This window comes from Synechococcus sp. RSCCF101 (assembly GCF_008807075.1).
Classification (GTDB): Bacteria; Cyanobacteriota; Cyanobacteriia; order PCC-6307; family Cyanobiaceae; genus RSCCF101.
This window is the reverse complement of record NZ_CP035632.1, coordinates 69,643-87,279: the sequence shown is the minus strand read 5'-3', so window position 1 is coordinate 87,279 and position 17,637 is coordinate 69,643. Positions and strand designations below refer to the sequence as shown.

Annotated in this window: 21 protein-coding genes; 8 read left to right on the top strand and 13 right to left on the bottom strand. The window is 69.3% G+C overall.

Annotation, left to right across the window (positions count from 1 at the left end; all coding sequences use genetic code 11):
- Window position 1: 1 nt before the first annotated feature.
- Entirely contained in the window at window positions 2-280 is a 279-nt protein-coding gene (locus EVJ50_RS00455) for a hypothetical protein (RefSeq protein WP_191964805.1), read from the bottom strand.
- Window positions 281-437: 157 nt separating this feature from the next.
- Between EVJ50_RS00455 and fabG the strand changes: the two genes are divergently transcribed.
- Window positions 438-1,202 carry a 3-oxoacyl-[acyl-carrier-protein] reductase gene (gene fabG / locus EVJ50_RS00450; protein WP_150881877.1) on the top strand — a complete coding sequence of 255 codons (765 nt, stop codon included), beginning with the start codon at window positions 438-440 and terminating at the stop codon, window positions 1,200-1,202.
- 26 nt (window positions 1,203-1,228) lie between these two features.
- Here fabG and EVJ50_RS00445 read toward each other — a convergent pair whose 3' ends face one another.
- Window positions 1,229-1,408: a hypothetical protein gene (locus EVJ50_RS00445; protein WP_150881876.1), complete on the bottom strand. Its 180-nt coding sequence runs from the start codon at window positions 1,406-1,408 to the stop codon at window positions 1,229-1,231.
- Between the two features lie 142 nt (window positions 1,409-1,550).
- On the opposite strand from EVJ50_RS00445, the gene groL reads away from it, so the two are divergent.
- A complete protein-coding gene (groL, locus tag EVJ50_RS00440) occupies window positions 1,551-3,209 on the top strand; it encodes a chaperonin GroEL (protein WP_150881875.1) in 1,659 nt (552 codons plus the stop codon).
- A 34-nt stretch (window positions 3,210-3,243) separates the two neighbouring features.
- On the opposite strand, the gene EVJ50_RS00435 is transcribed toward groL, so the two are convergent.
- The 8 genes from EVJ50_RS00435 to EVJ50_RS15285 all read right to left on the bottom strand — a co-directional run bounded on the left by EVJ50_RS00435 (window position 3,244) and on the right by EVJ50_RS15285 (window position 8,906).
- Entirely contained in the window at window positions 3,244-3,432 is a 189-nt protein-coding gene (locus tag EVJ50_RS00435; RefSeq protein ID WP_150881874.1) for a hypothetical protein, read from the bottom strand.
- A gap of 88 nt (window positions 3,433-3,520) precedes the next feature.
- A complete protein-coding gene (locus EVJ50_RS00430; protein WP_150881873.1) occupies window positions 3,521-4,216 on the bottom strand; it encodes an N-acetylmannosamine-6-phosphate 2-epimerase in 696 nt (231 codons plus the stop codon).
- Between the two features lie 3 nt (window positions 4,217-4,219).
- On the bottom strand, window positions 4,220-4,981 hold the full coding sequence (locus tag EVJ50_RS00425) for a hypothetical protein (protein WP_150881872.1): 762 nt from the start codon (window positions 4,979-4,981) through the stop codon (window positions 4,220-4,222).
- 16 nt (window positions 4,982-4,997) lie between these two features.
- Window positions 4,998-5,864, bottom strand: coding sequence for an ABC transporter permease (locus tag EVJ50_RS00420; RefSeq protein WP_150881871.1), 867 nt, complete (start codon window positions 5,862-5,864; stop codon window positions 4,998-5,000).
- Window positions 5,865-5,901: 37 nt separating this feature from the next.
- Entirely contained in the window at window positions 5,902-6,945 is a 1,044-nt protein-coding gene (locus EVJ50_RS00415) for an ATP-binding cassette domain-containing protein (RefSeq protein ID WP_150881870.1), read from the bottom strand.
- A 29-nt stretch (window positions 6,946-6,974) separates the two neighbouring features.
- On the bottom strand, window positions 6,975-7,943 hold the full coding sequence (locus EVJ50_RS00410) for a heme o synthase (RefSeq protein WP_150881869.1): 969 nt from the start codon (window positions 7,941-7,943) through the stop codon (window positions 6,975-6,977).
- Window positions 7,936-8,343 (bottom strand): hypothetical protein, encoded by a 408-nt coding sequence (locus EVJ50_RS15290; RefSeq protein ID WP_370455543.1) that lies wholly within the window; start codon window positions 8,341-8,343, stop codon window positions 7,936-7,938. Before EVJ50_RS15290 ends, EVJ50_RS00410 begins: the two co-directional genes overlap by 8 nt.
- A complete protein-coding gene (locus tag EVJ50_RS15285; protein WP_370455542.1) occupies window positions 8,343-8,906 on the bottom strand; it encodes a heme A synthase in 564 nt (187 codons plus the stop codon). Before EVJ50_RS15285 ends, EVJ50_RS15290 begins: the two co-directional genes overlap by 1 nt.
- Before the next feature lie 292 nt (window positions 8,907-9,198).
- On the opposite strand from EVJ50_RS15285, the gene EVJ50_RS00400 reads away from it, so the two are divergent.
- The 4 genes from EVJ50_RS00400 to EVJ50_RS00385 all read left to right on the top strand — a co-directional run bounded on the left by EVJ50_RS00400 (window position 9,199) and on the right by EVJ50_RS00385 (window position 12,986).
- Window positions 9,199-10,095 carry a cytochrome c oxidase subunit II gene (locus EVJ50_RS00400; RefSeq protein WP_150881868.1) on the top strand — a complete coding sequence of 299 codons (897 nt, stop codon included), beginning with the start codon at window positions 9,199-9,201 and terminating at the stop codon, window positions 10,093-10,095.
- A gap of 56 nt (window positions 10,096-10,151) precedes the next feature.
- Window positions 10,152-11,819 carry a cytochrome c oxidase subunit I gene (ctaD, locus tag EVJ50_RS00395; protein ID WP_150881867.1) on the top strand — a complete coding sequence of 556 codons (1,668 nt, stop codon included), beginning with the start codon at window positions 10,152-10,154 and terminating at the stop codon, window positions 11,817-11,819.
- Between the two features lie 59 nt (window positions 11,820-11,878).
- The gene (locus EVJ50_RS00390; RefSeq protein WP_150881866.1) at window positions 11,879-12,493 is read left to right on the top strand and encodes a cytochrome c oxidase subunit 3; all 615 of its coding nucleotides are present in this window, start codon (window positions 11,879-11,881) and stop codon (window positions 12,491-12,493) included.
- A gap of 88 nt (window positions 12,494-12,581) precedes the next feature.
- A complete protein-coding gene (locus EVJ50_RS00385) occupies window positions 12,582-12,986 on the top strand; it encodes an AbrB family transcriptional regulator (RefSeq protein ID WP_150881865.1) in 405 nt (134 codons plus the stop codon).
- A 29-nt stretch (window positions 12,987-13,015) separates the two neighbouring features.
- On the opposite strand, the gene EVJ50_RS00380 is transcribed toward EVJ50_RS00385, so the two are convergent.
- Window positions 13,016-13,663: a riboflavin synthase gene (locus EVJ50_RS00380; RefSeq protein ID WP_150881864.1), complete on the bottom strand. Its 648-nt coding sequence runs from the start codon at window positions 13,661-13,663 to the stop codon at window positions 13,016-13,018.
- A gap of 72 nt (window positions 13,664-13,735) precedes the next feature.
- On the opposite strand from EVJ50_RS00380, the gene EVJ50_RS00375 reads away from it, so the two are divergent.
- Window positions 13,736-14,302, top strand: a complete 567-nt coding sequence (locus tag EVJ50_RS00375; protein WP_150881863.1) for a bifunctional nuclease family protein — start codon at window positions 13,736-13,738, stop codon at window positions 14,300-14,302.
- Between the two features lie 74 nt (window positions 14,303-14,376).
- Window positions 14,377-15,450 (top strand): aldo/keto reductase, encoded by a 1,074-nt coding sequence (locus EVJ50_RS00370; protein WP_150884737.1) that lies wholly within the window; start codon window positions 14,377-14,379, stop codon window positions 15,448-15,450.
- On the opposite strand, the gene EVJ50_RS00365 is transcribed toward EVJ50_RS00370, so the two are convergent.
- Window positions 15,416-16,465, bottom strand: coding sequence for an ABC transporter substrate-binding protein (locus tag EVJ50_RS00365; RefSeq protein ID WP_150881862.1), 1,050 nt, complete (start codon window positions 16,463-16,465; stop codon window positions 15,416-15,418). The genes EVJ50_RS00370 and EVJ50_RS00365 overlap by 35 nt on opposite strands.
- Before the next feature lie 9 nt (window positions 16,466-16,474).
- Window positions 16,475-17,617, bottom strand: coding sequence for a nicotinate-nucleotide--dimethylbenzimidazole phosphoribosyltransferase (locus EVJ50_RS00360; protein ID WP_150881861.1), 1,143 nt, complete (start codon window positions 17,615-17,617; stop codon window positions 16,475-16,477).
- Between the last annotated feature and the right edge of the window lie 20 nt (window positions 17,618-17,637).

The following is a 17,637-nucleotide window of genomic DNA, read 5'->3' as shown; positions in this document are numbered from 1 at the left end:
CTCAGCCGCAGAAGCCCAGCAGGGAGAGATCCATGGGCTGCTGGAAGCGGAACGTGGCGGGCAGGGCGTCGCAGAGCACATCCGCACCGGTGACCATGGTCAGCTCGAAGGCGGAGCCATCGGAGGCAGGGCTCCAGCGGTGGCAGATCAGGCAGGAGCCGGACCGGCTCAGATCCCAGACCAGCGCCCGGAACCCCGGTCCGGAGGCGCTGCCGCCCGAGACCCGACGCGCCGTGGCCTCCAGCATGAGCAGGGACGGGTGATGACGCGCCTCTCGCACCGGCCGGTCCAGCTAAGCGGTGGCGCGGCGTGTCATGGGCATCCTGCACCGCCGCCCCCCTGCGGCGGGCGCCCTCCCGGGCAGCCGCTGCCACATGCCCTGACGACGGGCCTGTCCATCTCCATGAGACAGTCACATCCAGCAGTTGGCAACGGCGATGGTGTCCTCCACGGCACGCGGGCGTGATCTCGAGGGGAAGACGGCCCTGGTCACGGGAGCCAGCCGCGGCATCGGACGGGCCGTGGCTCTGGAACTCGCCGCGGCCGGGGCCTTCGTGGTGGTGAACTACGCCCGATCCTCCGAGGAGGCGGAGAGCGTCGTGGCGGCGGTCGGGGCCAACGGCGGCGAGGCGATGGCGATCCAGGCGGATGTCGCCAGCGAGGAGCAGGTGGACGCCCTGATGAAGGAGGTGCTCGGCCAGCGCGGCCGTCTCGACGTCCTGGTGAACAACGCCGGCATCACCCGCGACGGCCTGCTGCTGCGGATGAAGACGAGCGACTGGCAGTCGGTGCTGGATCTCAATCTCAGCGGTGTGTTTCTCTGCACGCGCGCCGCGGCCCGGCCGATGCTGAAGCAGAAGGCGGGCCGGATCGTGAGCATCACCTCCGTGGTGGGCCTCACCGGCAACCCCGGCCAGGCCAACTACGCCGCCGCCAAGGCGGGAGTGATCGGCTTCACACGGAGTGCCGCCCGGGAGTTCGCCAGCCGGGGCATCACGGTGAACGCGGTGGCCCCGGGCTTCATCGCCACCGACATGACGAAGGGCCTCGATCAGGAGAGCCTGCTCGGCACCATTCCCCTCGGCTGTCTCGGCACACCGGAGCAGGTGGCGGGCGCTGTGCGTTTCCTGGCCGCCGATCCTGCGGCGGCCTACATCACCGGGCAGGTGCTGCAGGTGGATGGGGGCATGGTGATGGCCTGAGGCCGGCGCAGGCGAGCTCGATGAGTTCAGGGGCTGTCGAGCGGCTGCCCGAGCTCCTCGCGCAGGCGGCGGATCCGCTGCAGCAGGCGCAGCCGGCGACTGCGGGCCGTGAGGGTCAGCAGCATCCGCAGCGGAACGTAGATCAGTGCCATGGCCAGCCCGAGCCCGGCCACGAGCAGGAAGATCAGGGTGCTGCCGTCGGCCATCGGGGATCAGGTGGATCGGCCACACCGAAACGCTATCGAGCCGGAGGCCGGGACCTGCCACACCGGAGCATCCATACGGGTTTCCCCACTTCCGGCCGGGGTCACTCCCCGTGGGAGCCTTCAACCAAATCCGTCGCCGGCCATGGCCAAACTGATCAGCTTCTCGGACGATTCCCGCGCCTCACTCGAGCGCGGCGTGAACGCCCTGGCGGATGCCGTCAAGGTCACCATCGGACCGCGGGGTCGCAACGTGGTGCTGGAGAAGTCCTTCGGCGCGCCGGACATCGTCAATGACGGTGTGACCATCGCCCGCGAGGTGGAGCTGGAGGACCCCTTCGAGAACCTCGGCGCCAAGCTGATTCAGCAGGTGGCCTCCAAAACCAAGGATGAAGCCGGTGACGGCACCACCACGGCGACGGTTCTCGCCCAGGCCATGGTTCAGGAAGGGCTGCGCAACGTGGCTGCCGGGGCCAATCCCGTGGGCCTGCGCCGCGGCATGGAACTGGCCTGCGCCCAGGTGGTCACGGGACTCAGCCAGCGCTCCCGCAGCATCAGCGGTGACGACGTGCGCAAGGTCGCCACGGTGAGCTCCAGCGGTGACGAGGAGATCGGCCGCATGGTGGCCGAGGCCATGGTGAAGGTGAGCGCCGACGGCGTGATCACCGTGGAGGAATCCAAGTCGCTGGCGACGGAACTGGAGGTGACCGAGGGCATGGCCTTCGACCGGGGCTACGCCTCCCCCTATTTCGTCACCGACCCGGACCGCCAGATCTGCGAGTTCGAGAATGCGCGTCTGCTGATCACCGACCGCAAGATCACAGCGGTGGCCGACCTGATCCCGGCCCTGGAGATGGTGACCAAGATGGCCGCCCCGCTGCTGATCATCGCGGAGGAAGTGGAGGGTGAAGCCCTGGCCACCCTCGTGGTGAACAAGAGCCGCGGTGTGCTGCAGGTCGCTGCGGTGCGGGCACCCGGCTTCGGCGACCGCCGCAAGGCCATGCTCGAGGACATCGCCATCCTCACCGGCGGCACGGTGATCAGCGAGGACCGTGCCATGACCCTCGAGAAAGTCACGGCCGAGGACCTGGGGCGGGTGCGCAAGCTGACCATCAGCAAGGACACGACCACCCTGGTGGCCGAGGACAGCCATCACGCCGCCGTGAAGGACCGGGTCGCGGCGATCCGCCGCCAGCTGGAGGAAACCGAGTCGGACTACGACCGGGAGAAACTGAACGAGCGCATCGCCAAACTCGCCGGTGGCGTGGCGGTGATCAAGGTGGGAGCGCCCACCGAAACGGAGCTCAGGAACCGGAAGCTGCGGATCGAGGACGCCCTCAACGCCACCCGGGCCGCTGTTGAGGAAGGAATCGTGGCGGGCGGTGGCAGCACACTGCTGAGCCTCGCCGGCGAGCTCCAGAGCCTGGCCGACTCGGAAACCGGCGATGCGCGCACCGGCGTGGAGATCGTGCGGCGAGCCCTGGCGGCACCCGTGCGCCAGATCGCCGAGAACGCGGGTCGCGACGGCGCCGTTGTCGCCGCCGAGATCCAGCGCCTGAATCAGGGCTACAACGCCGCCAGCGACGGCTACGAGGATCTGATGGCCGCCGGCATCCTCGATGCCGCCAAGGTGCTGCGTCTGGCCCTTCAGGATGCCGTCTCGATCGCCGCGATGATCATCACCACCGAAGCGGTGATCGCCGACAAGCCCGAGCCTCCGGCTCCCGCAGCCCCCGGTGGCGACATGGGTGGCATGGGCGGTATGGGTGGCATGGGTGGCATGGGCATGCCCGGCATGATGTGAGCGCCCGGAGCGCAGCATGCGGCACGGGTCCGCTTCAGAGGGAGCGGACCAGACGGGCATGAATCCGGCAGACCCTCCGGGCCTCCGGAGGCGGCGCACTGCAGAGGTGCCCAAGTTCCCGGTTCAGGGCCTGAAGCTCACCCATCGGCAGGGTGGAGAACGGGAACGGGAGCGTCATCAGCCAGGAGCCGGCCATCACCGCCCCCACCCCAAGAAATCGCATCGCCGGTCCATCGCGACTCAGGCCATTGTTACGTTCCGCGCTCCGGCATCCGCTGCAGGGCCCACGCCGATCGGGGTGGGCGGACCTGTCAGGTCGGATCCAGCTGGCGGCGGTAGGTGCTCACCTGATGCTCCAGACCGGTGAGGGCGGTGCCCACCACCACCGCATCCGCACCGAGGCGGCAGGCCTCCGTCGCCTGTGCCGGGGAGGACAGTCCCCCTTCGCAGATCAGCCGGATGCCCTCCGGCAGCCGCCGCCTCAGCTCCGGCAGGAGCTGCAGGGCCGGTGGAGCGCAGGATCGCGTGGCCTCGGTGTAGCCATAGAGCGTCGTGCCCACCCACTGACAGCCCAGCTCGGCGGCCTGCAGCCCACTGTCGATGCCATCCACATCGGCCATCAGCACCGCCTGCAGCTCCTCCCGCGCCCGGACCACCAGCTCGGCAAGCCCCTCGCCGCCCGGCCTCGGCCTTGATGTGGCATCCAGGGCGATCACGTCCGCTCCGGCAGCCCAGACCTGCCTGAGGTCCTGCCATCGGGGCGTGATGTACACGGAGCTATCGGGCAGCATCCGCTTCCACAGGCCCACGATCAGCGCCTGCGGGCAGCGTCGCCGCACAGCCGCGATCGCCTCCGGTCCGTCGAGCCTGACCCCGGCGGCGCCGGCACCGAGGCAGGCCTCGGACAGCGCTGCGATCACATCGGGCTGACGCAGAGGCGATCCCTCGGGCGCCTGGACCGAGACGATCAGGCGCCCGGACGGCGTGGTGGAGCGGGTGTCACCCACGACTCAGCTGGCCAGGGAGGCGTCGGGAAGCCAGGACCGCAACTGGGCCAGGGAGGGACGCGGCTGCTGTGGGTCGTGCCGACGCTCGGGCGGCTGCGGCTCGGCCGGGTCCACAGCGTCCTCACCGGCGGTCTCACCGCCAGCCGTGGCCACCGGCGCGCCTTCGGCCAGCAGCTGAAGCGCCACGTCCTCCAGCAACCGGGCGGGTCCTGGGTCCGGAGCAACCGCCTCGGAAGCGGGCGGGTCGGAGAGCCATGAGTCTTCCGCCTCAGGCTCGGCGGCGGCTGTGATTTCCGTCTTCAGGTCCGCGTCTGTGACGGCCTTCTCCGGGGCGGCTTCGGTGATCTCCGCCTCGAAATCGGCAGCGGTGAGATCCGTCTCCAGGTCGGCTTCGGCGGTGACCTGAGGCTCTACAGCGGCAGCGGTGACCTCCTGTTGTGCGCTGGCCACGCTCTCGGGCTCCGGCTCGGGGGCGTCCGGCTGCACCTGCTCGTCGGCCTCGGAGACAGAGGTAGCGGCGGGGGCGGCCAAGGAAGCAGCGGCGAGGGGTGCCTCCAGGATCGAGAGGGCACGCTGGCGGGCCGGCTCGGAACAGGTCTCGAGCAGATCGCCCAGGGACTCGGTGGAGAAGCGGTGCACCCAGCGGGTGAGCATCAGGCTCACGGTCTGATCGCCGGCGAGCTCAAGGCCAGCCACAAGAGCGTCTCGCTGGAGCGCGGTGCGCTCGGATGCCGTGAGGCCAAAGGGGGCTGGAGCGGGGGACATCACGGCAGCGGAGCGATCAGGACAACTTGCGATTGAGCAGCGGGCGGATCAGGAGAAAGGAGACGGTCGCCAGTGCCGCCAGGACCAGGAGACAGGAGAGGCTTGTGAGTGAGCCGTAGGGAGCCTCGAGAACCACCTGGCTGAGCGAGAAGGGAGCGGCATAGGCAGCCCGGATCGGCTCTATCGCGAAGGTAAGGGGATTCAGGGCCGCGAGCCAGCCCAGCCAGGGGGGCATGAAGCTGAGGGGAGCCAGGGCCGTGCTGGCGAACAGCAGAGGCAGATTGGCCACGAAGATCACGGCGATCAGTTCGATGTGGCCCGGCAGGGCGAAGGCCAGCCCGAGGCTGATGCCGGTCACGGCGAGGATCAGCAGGCCCAGGGTGAGCACCACCAGGAGCAGCCCGCCCAGCCCAGGCCAGCCGTAGCCGAGTGCCGAGGCGGTGAGCATGATCGCCAGGCTCTGCACCAGGCTCAGACTCGTGATGTAGAGCACCGAAGCGAGCACGATCGAGGCCCGGGAACGCAGCGGAGCCACCAGCAGCCGGTTGAGGAAGCCGAACTCGCGATCGAACATCACCGGCAGTCCGGCGTTGAGAGCGGCGCTGAAGGCCGTGAAGACAATGACCCCGGCCCCAAGGAAACGGCCGTAGGCCATGCCGCCGGGAAGAAGCCCCTCGGGCGCCCGGGCGAAGAGGGCCCCGAACAGCACCAGCCAGATCAGCGGCTGCAGCACGCCGGCGACCAGGGTTGACGGGCGGCGGATGAGCTGCAGGAACAGCCGTCCGGTGAGGGCACCCGTCTCCTGCAGCAGATCGGCGGCAGCAGGGGCCGGGACGGGCCGGGAAGCGGTGGAATCAGCTGGGCCGGAAACGGCACTGGTCATGGTGGGCGGAGCGGGGACAGAGGTGGGCACGGATGGATCAGCGCATGGCGCGCTTGCGTTCCGCCTTCGGGTCGCGCTGGCTGGCCAGGGCCAGCTCGGCATCCATCAGGGTGCGGCCGGTGGCCTGCAGATAGACGTCATCCAGGCTGGGCCGGCTCTGGGTGAGGGAGAAGACGTCCACGCCCCAGCGGTCCAGCTCGGCGCGAAGCCCCTCGAGGCGGAGCTCGGAATCGATCACCAGGTTGAGTGAGCAGCCCTGGGCACGGTTGATCACCACCTGCTGAACACCGGCGCTGGAACGCAGGCGGGAGGCCACCTGCGAGGCCTCCTCCGGTTCGGCGAACTCGCGGATGCGCAGGGTGATCCGGTCACCGCCCAGCTCCTGCTTGAGAGCCTCAGGGCTGCCCTCCGCGATCACACGGCCGCTGTCGATGATGGCGAGGCGATCGGCGAGCAGGTCAACCTCCTCGAGGTAATGGCTGCTGAGCAGCACGGTGGTTCCCTCGCGGCTGAGCTGGCGCAGCACCTGCCAGATGGCGGTGCGGCTGTCGATATCGAGCCCGACGGTGGGCTCATCCAGCACCAGCACCGACGGCCTGTGCAGGAGACCCGTGGCCAGATCGAGACGCCGGCGCATGCCACCTGAATAGCCGCCGCAGCGCCTGTCGATCCACTCCTCCATGCCGAGCAGCGCGATCAGATCGCTGATGCGCCGTTCCCGCTCCAGGCGGGGCAGGTGGTGCAGATCCCCCTGGAAGCGGAGCAACTCCCGGCCGGTGAGGATCTTGTCGAGCGCCACCTCCTGGGCCACATAGCCCAGTCGTTCGCGGACGGAGCGGGGATCGCTCAGCGCATCGATGCCGGCCACCACCACCGCTCCGGACTCGGGAGCCAGGAGGGTGGCCAGGATCCGCAGTGTGGTGGTCTTGCCGGCTCCGTTGGGCCCGAGCAGGCCGTAGAGGCTGCCCTGGGGAACGGTGAGGCTGAGATCGGAAAGGGCCTCGACAGAGCCGTAGTGCTTGCTGAGGTGCTGAAGCTCAATCACAGAGGCAGAGCGGCTGATGATCCCGTTGCGTTGCATGGGCCGCGCCGGCGGCGCCGGAGCGGACTCTAGGCAGCGGATCCAAGGCCCAGCAGCTGCAGGGACTGGCTCGTGAGCTGGGCCGCATGGGGATCGCGGCTGAGCAGCAGCAGCAGACAGATGCCGAAGAGATAGAGGATCGACCAGCGGAAGAGACCGCCGGCAACGCTGCGGTCGTCCGGGGCATCGCCGAGGCGACGGATCATCTGCAGCAACCTGCCGTTGAAGGGAACCACCAGCACGGCATAGAGGGCACCGCCTTCAGGAAGCACGAGTGCCCCCAGGCCGCTCAGGCAGACCGTGGCCCAGCCGTAACGGCCGATGGCCCGTGCGGTGACGGCGGCGCCATGGACCACCGGCAGCATCGGAATGCCGACGGAGCGGTAGTCCTCGCGCAGCAGCAGGGCCAGGGCCCAGAAATGGGCCGGGGTCCAGACCATCACCAGGGCGAAGAGCCACCAGCCACCCAGGCCGATGTGGCCGGTGGCCGCCGCCGCGCCGACCAGGGGCGGGATCGCGCCGGCCACACCGCCGATGACGATGTTCTGGGTGGTGCGGGGCTTGAGCAGGACGGTGTACAGCAACACGTAGCTGCAGAGCCCCAGGAGCGAGAGACCCGCCGCCAGGCAGTTGACCCCGGCCACCAGAAGGGTGGAGGCCGCCAGGGTGCAGGCGATCGCTCCGATGACGGCGGAGCGGGCCGACAGCCGGCCCGAAGGAAGGGCCCGCTGCTGGGTTCGGCCCATGCGGCCGTCGAGGTCCTGCTCCCAGACGCAGTTGAGGACGCCGGCGGCTGCGGCGGCCAGGGCACCGCCCCCGAGGGTGCAGGCGAGCCGGGGTGACGGCAGGGGCCAGGACTCGGTCAGAGCCATGCCACCGAGCGTGGTGGCCAGCAGGAGGGGGATCAGCCGGGGCTTGGCCACCTCGAGCCAGGCCGGCAGTCGCACCAGCCGGCGGGACGGGACCACGTCGGCGCGGACGGATGAGGCACTAACCATGGGGGATCAGAGCGGGTGGAAGCGATTCGGCGGCGGCAGCAGCTGGCTCTGCTGCCGTGAGCGGGGCCTCAGGGCGGACCGAGGGACGTGCCCGCGCCGCCAGGGCGGCCAGCACCGCCACGAGCAGGCACGCCACCAGCTGATGGGCGATGGTGAGGGCGGGAACGGTCAGGGCATGGCGCAGCGTTGCCACGCCGAGCGCCATCTGGCTGAGCACCAGCACACCCGAGGCCGCGGGCAGTCCCCAGTGCCGGCGGCACCACGGACTGAACAGCCAGCCCGAGGCCACAAGCATCAGCACCGAGAGCGCGGCCGGGGTGGCCAGACGCCGGTGCAGACCGAGCCACTGGCAGCCGGAGCCCTGGGACAGGCAGAGGTGCGCGGCCCACTGACTCGCCATCAGCCCCCGATCAGGCACTGGGCGGTGACCAGCAGAAGAACGGGGAGGGTCGCTGCCCACCAGAGGGTGGATGGGGCTGGATCGGAGGCCTGGCCGGGGAGCCAGTCCCGCCGCAGGGCCTGGTGACCGGCGCTGAGCACGGCCACCAGCAGCAGGGCGGTGACGAGATGCCCCGTCACCACCGCGGCGGGAAGAAGGGCCAGCACCGTGAGCGCTCCGAGTCCGCCCTGGATCAGCACGAGGCTGAGCAGAGCAGTCATCCAGTACGGCACCCATACGGGCAGCTGGCGGCGCCTGACCACGGCCACCACCTGCATCACGACGAAGGACACACCGATGACGAAGGCATCGAGGCGGTGAAACCACTCCAGGAACACCTGGAGATTCATCTGCCGGCCGGGCAGCAGGCTGCCGTAACAGAGCGGCCAGTCAGGGCAGGCGAGCCCGGCTTCCATCACCCGCGTGGCGCCGCCGATGACAACGAGCGCCACAAGGGCAGGCACAAGATGGCCGCTGACGCGGACAAAGCGCCCCAGTTCGTCGTGATCGGAAGCGATGGACATGTGCGCAGCGTCAGGCACCGGGTTGGGGGTCACAAACTAGCCATGAGTTGCAGAAGATTCCTGCACTGATGGGAGTTGAAACACCGCCTTCCGTCATCAGTGGAACACCGGATCGTGTCGGATCGCGACAACGTGGGTGACAGCGGCATCACCTCGATCGCAGCTGGGCGGTGCCGCCTGTCATCGCAACGACACAGTCACATCGCGTTTTCCAACAGCCGCTTCATGCCAGCCCGCGGACTCTGTGGCGCTCCATACAGTGAACGCAGTCCTTTCAGCGCCCGCCGCTGCCATGCCGATCCCAGGCCCGATTCTCTCGCTCGTCCTCGGGATGGCGCTGGTGCTGGCGGCCCTCTGGCTGGGCGACAACGTTCAGCTCCTGCCGATCGATGCGAGCACGAACGCTCCGATCTACGACGAGCTTTTTCAGGTTCTGTTCACAATTGGGGCCGTTCTGTTTCTCGGCGTTCTGGGTCTGCTGCTGTTCAGCCTGATCCGTTTCCGCCGTCGCGAGGGCGACCACGGTGATGGTGTCGCGATTGAGGGCAATCTGCAGCTCGAGGTCTTCTGGACCGCCGTTCCCGCGATTGTCGTGCTGTTCGTGGGCCTCTACAGCTACGACATCTACGACCGCATGGGCGGGATGGCGCCGCTGGGTCATGACCATGGTGCCGCCCATGACGCCTCCGGCCACAGCGAGAAGATCTGGGGGGGCATCGGTGGCGGCTGGCCACCGAGCGAGGGGTCGGAATCATCCAGCGGTCCGTCCGGAGCGTTCGTCTCGAGCGAGACCCCATCGGCTGCGGACGGTCCTGTGGCGGTGGAGGTGACCGCGATGCAGTTCGCCTTCATCTTCAACTATCCGGGCCCCGGCTTCGTGAGCGGCGAACTGCACGTTCCCGCCAATCGACCCGTCTCGCTCCTGATGAACTCCAAGGACGTGATCCACGCCTTCTGGGTGCCTGAGTTCCGCATCAAGCAGGACGTGATTCCAGGCCAGCCCACGGTGGTGAGCTTCACGGCCACACGGCCCGGTCGCTACCCGATCGTCTGCGCCGAGCTGTGCGGCCCGTATCACGGCGGTATGCGCTCCACGGTCGTGGTGGAGGAACCCGAGGCCTACGACGCCTGGCTGGCGGCCAATGCACCGGCGACCCTCGCCCAGGCCGCACCGGCGCTGGAGGGCTGACGTCTGACCCTCGCTCCGATCCCTGCCCCTCCCCTCCGCCGTCCTCCAGTCGATTCATGACCATCGCCGTTCCCAGCAGTCAACCCCAGGGCCCCAGCCTCCAGCCGGTGGGCTGGCTGCGGTACCTGAGTTTCAGCCTCGATCACAAAGTGATCGGGCTGCAGTACCTGGTGGCGGGATTCCTCTTCTATTTCGTCGGCGGAGCGCTGGCCGGGGTGATCCGCACGGAACTGATCAGCCCGATGGCCGATCTGGTGCCGCGCGACACCTACAACGAGGTGCTGACGCTGCACGGAACGATCATGATCTTTCTCTGGATCGTTCCCGTCGTGAACGGGGCCTTCGGCAACTATCTGATCCCCTTCTACGTGGGCGCGCGTGACATGGCCTTCCCGCGCCTGAACGCGGTGGCCTTCTGGCTGATTCCGCCGGGAGGTCTGCTGCTGATCAGCAGCTATTTCCTCACCGGCGCCGCCCAGTCGGGCTGGACCGCCTATCCGCCGCTGAGCATCACCACCCCGGCAGCCGGCCAGGTGCTCTGGATCGTGAGCGTTCTGCTTCTGGGCGGGAGCTCCATTTTCGGGGCGATCAACTTCATCGCCACCATCCTCAAACTGCGCCGCCCCGGCCTGGGGATGATGCAGCTGCCGATGTACTGCTGGGCCATGCTCGGAACCAGCCTGCTGGTGTTGCTGTCAACGCCGGTTCTGGCGGGAACGCTGATCATGCTCAGCTTTGACATCGTCGCCCACACGGGTTTCTTCAACCCCGGTGAAGGAGGCAACGTGGTGGTGTACCAGCACCTGTTCTGGTTCTATTCACACCCTGCCGTCTACATCATGGTGCTGCCGGTGTTCGGACTGGTGAGCGAGATTCTGCCGGTGCACAGCCGCAAGCCCCTGTTCGGCTACTCCACGATGGTGTACTCGATCATGGCCATCGTCTTCCTCGGTCTGATCGTCTGGGCGCACCACATGTTCACCAGCGGCACGCCTCCCTGGATGCGGCTGTTCTTCACGATTGCCACCGCCTTCATTGCCGTCCCGACGGGAATCAAGTTCTTCAACTGGCTGGCCACCCTCTGGGGAGGGAAGATCGCACTCAACAGCGCCATGCTGTTCTCCTGCGCCTTCATCGTGCATTTCGTCTTCGGCGGCATCACCGGAGTGGCCCTGGCGCAGGTGCCATTTGATGTGCACGTGCATGACACCTATTTCGTTGTCGGCCACTTCCATTACATCGTCTACGGAGGATCGGTGTTCGTGATCTTCTCCGCCATCTACCACTGGTATCCCAAGTTCACCGGCCGCCTGCTGAACGAACCCCTCGGGCGCCTGCATTTCCTGCTCACGTTCCTCGGCTTCAACCTCTGCTTTGCCCCGCAGCACTGGCTCGGGCTCAACGGCATGCCCCGGCGGGTGGCGGAGTATGACCCTCAGTTCACCCTCGTGAATCAGCTGAGCAGCGTGGGGGCGCTGCTGATGGCCCTGAGCACACTCCCCTTCCTCTGGAACGTGATCGCCAGCCTCTGGCAGGGAGCCCGTGCCGGCGACAACCCCTGGAATGCCCGGACGCCGGAATGGCTGACCAGTTCCCCGCCGCCCGTGGAGAACTGGCACGGGGAGGCGCCCCTGGTGCTCGAGCCCTACGGCTACGGGGTCCCGATCGACCAACTGGATCTGTCGACGGCTTCGGGCCGCGACCTCTGGAGCGGCGGCCGCTGAGACGCCGCTCCGATGACCTCCGCATCCGGCTCTGTCCCGGACCTCCCGCCCACGACACCATGACCCTCACCCTCTCCGATTCCGAATCCCAGGCCCTGCACGGGGGCAGCGGCGAGGCCGAGGCGCATGGCCACCCCGATGTGCGCCTGTTCGGTCTGGCGGCCTTCCTGGTGGCCGATGCCATGACCTTCGCAGGCTTCTTCGCCGCGTATCTCACCTTCCGGGCCGTGAATCCGCTGCCCGAAGGCGCCACCTACGAGCTTGAACTGGCCCTGCCCACGATCAACACCGTGCTGCTGCTGGTGAGCAGCGCCACCTTCCATCGGGCCAACGCAGCCCTGAGGCAGGGACGCAGCGAGCTGTGCAGGACCTGGCTGGCCGTCACGGCGGGGCTCGGGCTGGCCTTCCTGGTCAGCCAGATGGTTGAGTACTTCTCCCTGCCCTTCGGACTGACCGACAACCTGCTCGCCAGCACCTTCTATCTGCTCACCGGCTTTCACGGCCTGCACGTGACGCTGGGTGCCATCATGATCCTGATCGTATGGTGGCAGGTGCGTCAGCCCGCCGGACGTGTGGACGCGTCCAACCCCTTCGCGATCGAGGCAGCGGAGCTGTACTGGCACTTTGTTGACGGCATCTGGGTTGTGCTGTTCCTGATTCTCTATCTGCTCTGAACCCAGCCAGGAAATCACAACACGCCAGTCGTCGGCTGTCCCTTTCATCAGTCCGGATGGGCAGAATGGACTTTCGCGATCGGATGGGATGCTTGTCGGTGAAGCCCTGCTGAACAGATCCAGGGCCCTGAGTGATCGCTCCGAAGACGACATCGCCCGAGCCTGCGGCTATGTCGGTCCCAGTGGTCGCGTGATGAGAAAGAGTTTCTATCGCGCTCTCGTCGAAGCCAAGGGGTACCGCATTCCCGGCGCGGCCCCGGTGTCAGCCGGCAGCCGCGGCAGACAGGCCGAATTCCGCACCCGCGTGCACGGAAACGGCAATCTGCTCGTAGGTCAGGCCTACACCCGGCTCCTGGGCCTGGAGCCCGGGCAGGAATGCCGCATTGAGCTGGAGCGCGAATCCGGCTCCATCGCACTCGTTCCGGTGGACGGGAACGAACCGGCCCCGCCCGACGGGACACCCTCTGCCGAAGAGACGTCCTCAGACGTCTGAGGACGCATCCGGGGACGCATCCGGCCGTCTCAACCCCAGCCGTGCTCCAGCAGCCAGTCGCGGTTGAGGTTGTGATCCGCTTCGTCGCTGATGCGCGCCTGCAGAAGCCGCTCGGCGTAGCGGGCGAGCAGATCGACCTCCAGGTTCACGGCGGCCCCACTGGTGAGCTGCCGCAGGGTGGTGGACTCCCAGGTGTGGGGGATCACGGCCACCCAGAAGCTCTGGCCGCCGTGGCCGGCTCCGGCCACCGTGAGGCTGACGCCGTCCACGGCGATGCTGCCCTTCTCGCAGATGTAGCGCCCGTAGCCCGGGGCGTTCCATGCGATCTCCAGACGCCATGAGCGGGCCAGGGAGCGCACGTCGATCACCTCACCGGTCGCGTCCACATGGCCACTGACCAGATGTCCCCCCAGACGGTCCGACAGCCGGAGGGCCGGCTCGAGATTCACCGCCCCGCCACCGGCCGCCTTGGCGGCGAGGGTGCTTCGGCTGAGGGTCTCCTCGCTCACGTCGGCGGTGAAGCCGTCGGGCAGCACCCTGGCCACCGTCAGGCAGAGTCCGTCCACAGCGACGCTGTCCCCCAGCTGGAGAGGGCCGAGACGGTCATCGGCCTCGATGCGCACCCCCTGCGGCTGGCGTCGGATCCAGCCCACGGTGCGTACGAGTCCGGTGAACATGCAGCTGAGGCGATGCTGGCCATAATCAGTCTGGAGAGCGACGCAGGACCCAGCAGCCTGCTCCGGTGAGCGATGGTCGAGATGTCGGTGACGGGGATCGCCCTGGATGCCGCCAGTCGTGCCCCGATCGTGCTGCTCAGGGATCCGGCCGGGCGGCGTCAGGTTCCGATCTGGATCGATCAGGCCCAGGCCCAGAACATCCTGGTCGGGCTGAATCAGGAGCCGCCGCCGAGGCCCCTGAGCCACGACCTGATGGCCTCCCTGCTGGCCGCCGGCGGCCTGACCCTGGAGCGGGTGATCATTCACACCATCGAGGACAACACCTTCCGCGCCGTCCTCAAGCTGATCGATGCCGAGGAGGCGGAGATCGAAATCGATGCCCGACCGAGCGATGCGATCGCCCTGGCCCTGAGGACGGGAACCTCCATCTGGATGCTGGAGGAGGTGGTGGCCGATGCATCGATCCCGGTGGATGCGGAGGCCGATGCTCAGGATCGGACCGACTTCAAGCGCTTCCTGGATCGGGTCAGCCCGGCGGAGCTGGTGCGGAATCTGAAGCGGGCCCATTCGGAACCGGAGCCGGAGCCCGGTGCGGAGGACTCCGGCGCCGGTGGCGAACCCGGCGGGGAACAGGCCTGACGGGCCCGGTGGCCTCCTCTGGACGCCGCGGCTTCGGCGGCGGCACAACCGTCTCGCTCTTCACTCTGGGCACGATGCGCTGCCTGGAGGGCCCGGAGCAGATGGATGCCGTGCTGCGCGCGGCCCTGGAGGCAGGCATCAACCATCTGGAAACAGCGCCGGCCTACGGCTCGGCGGAGGAGGATCTGGGCCGTGCTCTGGCCCGACTGGAGAGCGACGGTCTGGAACCGTCCGGTGGCTGGCGCATCACCAGCAAGATCCTGCCGGGCTGCAGCGTCAGCCAGGGCCTGGCGCAGCTCGAGCGGAGCCTCGCGCACCTTGGGCAGCGGCGACTCAGCCACTGGGCGGTGCACGGCCTCAACCTGCCGCACCACCTGGACTGGGCCCTGAAAGGCGATGGTGCGGTGCTGCTGCGCGAGGCCCTCGATCAGGGTCTGGTGGAGCAGGTGGGCTTCAGCAGTCATGGCAGCAGCCCATTGATCCGCGCCGCCCTGACCTCAGGCCGGTTCAGCTTCTGCAGCCTGCATCTGCACCTCTTCGACCGGGAGCGTCTGCCCCTGGCGGCCGAGGCCCTGGCGCGCGGCATCGGCGTGATGGCCATCTCCCCGGCCGACAAGGGCGGCCATCTCGCCCATCCCGGGGCAACGCTGCTGGAAGACTGCCGTCCCTTCACCCCCCTGCACCTGGCCTATCGCTTCCTGCTCGCCCGCGGCATCAGCACCCTCACGGTCGGGGCCTCCCGGCCCTCGGACCTGAGCCTGGCCCGGAGCCTCGCCACCGACTCCGGGCCGCTGCGGCCGGACGAGGCACAGGCTCTCGCCCGACTGGAGGCCGCTGGCCGCGACCGCCTCGGGGCCGAGCGCTGCGGCCAGTGCCGCCTCTGCCTGCCCTGTCCCCACGAGGTGCCGATCCCTGCGCTGCTCAGGCTCCGCAACCTGACGGTCGGTCACGGCATGGAGAGCTTCGCGAGCGAGCGCTACAACCTGATCGGACGCGCAGGCCACTGGTGGGAGGAGCGCGATGCCAGCGCCTGCCACAGCTGCGGCGACTGCCTGCCGCGCTGCCCGCACGAGCTGCCCATTCCCGAGCTTCTGGCGGACACACACCGCCGTCTCAAGGCCGCCCCCAGGCGCCGCCTCTGGGGCTGAGACCGGCCGGGGGGGCAGCCGCGTCCCAGATCCGCTGCAGCCGCTGCCGCTCCTCCGGATCGAGCGGCCCGAGGCTGACGCAGCGCCGCAGCAGCGCGGGGGATGGAGCCATCCACGCCGCCAGCTCCTCCGGCAGGGTGGCCAGGGCGGGACGGAGGTCACCGGGTGGCAGGGGGGGCAGCCAGCCGCCTCGCGCCAGCCGGGCCAGCAGAGGCGGCTCCCAGGCCGCGTCCACCCAGGGCTGCGGCAGGGGCTCCGGACTGCCGGTCGGCCGCACGAGCACGGTCCAGCCCAGCACCGTGCCCTGCTCGGGCAGGAGCACCTGCAGGCGATGGTCGCTGCGCAGCAGGGGCACCAGCCAGCGCAGCTGGCAGACCGCCGCCAGGACCTCGCCGGCCAGCAGCAGATTCAGCGCGTGTCGCTCGTCGTGACTGAAGGCCTGGCGGCGCAGCCGGGGCAGATCCTCCAGACCGTTGGGCAATCGCTCGGCCAGCGCCATCACCACCCGCGGGCTGGAGGGGAGCACCAGCGATCCCTGCAGCTCCGGGTCCAGCAGCATCCCCCAGCCCTCAGAGGGGGGAGGGGCGCTGCGGCGCGGCAGACGATGCACGATCACCCAGGGTGAGACGCCCACCGGCAGGGCCCGCTCCAGAAGCACCTCGGGCAGAGCCGGGCCAGCCATGTCGCTCACCCAGGGAGCGAGTCGGGCTCGCAGCGCCGGGGCCGCGGGAGGCTGCCAGCGCCGGGCGGCGTCCTCGAGAGCCCAGCCATCGCTCAGAGCGAGCAGATCGAACGGGGCGGGCGGGTCCGGTGTGAGCGCCCCGACGGTGTCAACGCTGGTCGAGATCCAGGGGTCCGGCAGACGCTGCAGCCAGGTCCGGGGGAGCTGGCCGCGCACACTGCCGAGGCGCGGAGGAGCCGCAGCCTCGCCGGCCCGGCCACAGCCCAACAGGGACGCCGCGCCGGAAAGGGCCATCAGCTGCAGCAGACGGCGGCGGGAGATGGCGGAACCCATCGGGGGACCCTACGCGTCAGCAGGCTGGCCGGAATCGGTGAGGAGCATGCGGGGGGCCTCGCTGTCACAGGCCCCGGCCAGATCGGAGGCGACCCGGCCGCTCAGTTCCCAGAGCAGGGCGAAACCGCCCGCACCCACGCCCTCCTTGATGTACCCCCGCTCGTAGTCGCGCAGGCGCTCGTTCCGGCAGCGGTGGAAGCTCAGACGGCTCGCCAGCGCCATCGGCGCCACACCCCAGCGCTCCCCCAGCCGCTCCATCAGCCCAGCGAAGGCTCCGGCGTTCTCCTGCGCCAGCCAGGAGGTGGTCACCACGGCCGCAGCAGCACCCAGCCGGGCCCGCTCAGGCGCACGGGACAGGGCGAGCGCCGCAGCGAACACGGCCGCCATCTGGCTCCCCCCCGCCAGAAGGATCGGCGAATCGCCGCCACCCGCCCCGATCACCAGTCCCGCGGCGAGGGCGAGCATGGGATCCCCCACCGCGGCGAGAACGTCAGCGGGCGCCGGGGAGGGCCGACCGGCCGGCCCGCTCAGGCCGGCGCGGGCCAGACCGCGCTGCACCAGATCTCGGCGCAGGGTCCGCGGCGGCTCGCGCAGGCTGCCGCTGATGCAGGCGGCGCAGTCCAGTCCGAGACCGGTGAGGACGGCGGCGGCGGTGCTCGTGCCGCCCGGCACGCACTCCGCCAGCAGCAGGGGCCTCCCCTGCAGCGCGGCACCCCAGCGCCGTCCCCAGCCCAGCAACGCAGCCACGGTGGCCGGGTCCATGGCGTTCCCCGTGCTCAGACATCGGGCCGGCTCGGCGCCCGGCATGCGGACATGGGGTACGCCGGGTGGGGTGGGCGCACCGGCATCGATCACCAGCGGGACAAGGGCCAGCCGCTGGGAGACGACCCAGCTGATCAGGGCCGGGCTCACGCCCGCCGGCAGGGGCGGCAGGGCATGGGGCCTGGCCGCCGAGGGACCGAGCAGCAGCAGCTCCGCGTCCGCCGCCGCCGTGAACCGGCGCGAGTCCGGCGTGAGCCCGGCCGCCGAGATCCCCGGCACCGCCGCCGTGCCGGTGCCGGCCAGCAGGAGCAGGGGGCAGCTGCGGCGCCAGTGCCGCTGCCAGCGCCGTCGCCAGCGGGGCAGGGCCTGCGGCGGGCCCTCCAGCAGCACCTGACCGGGGCCTGCGGGAA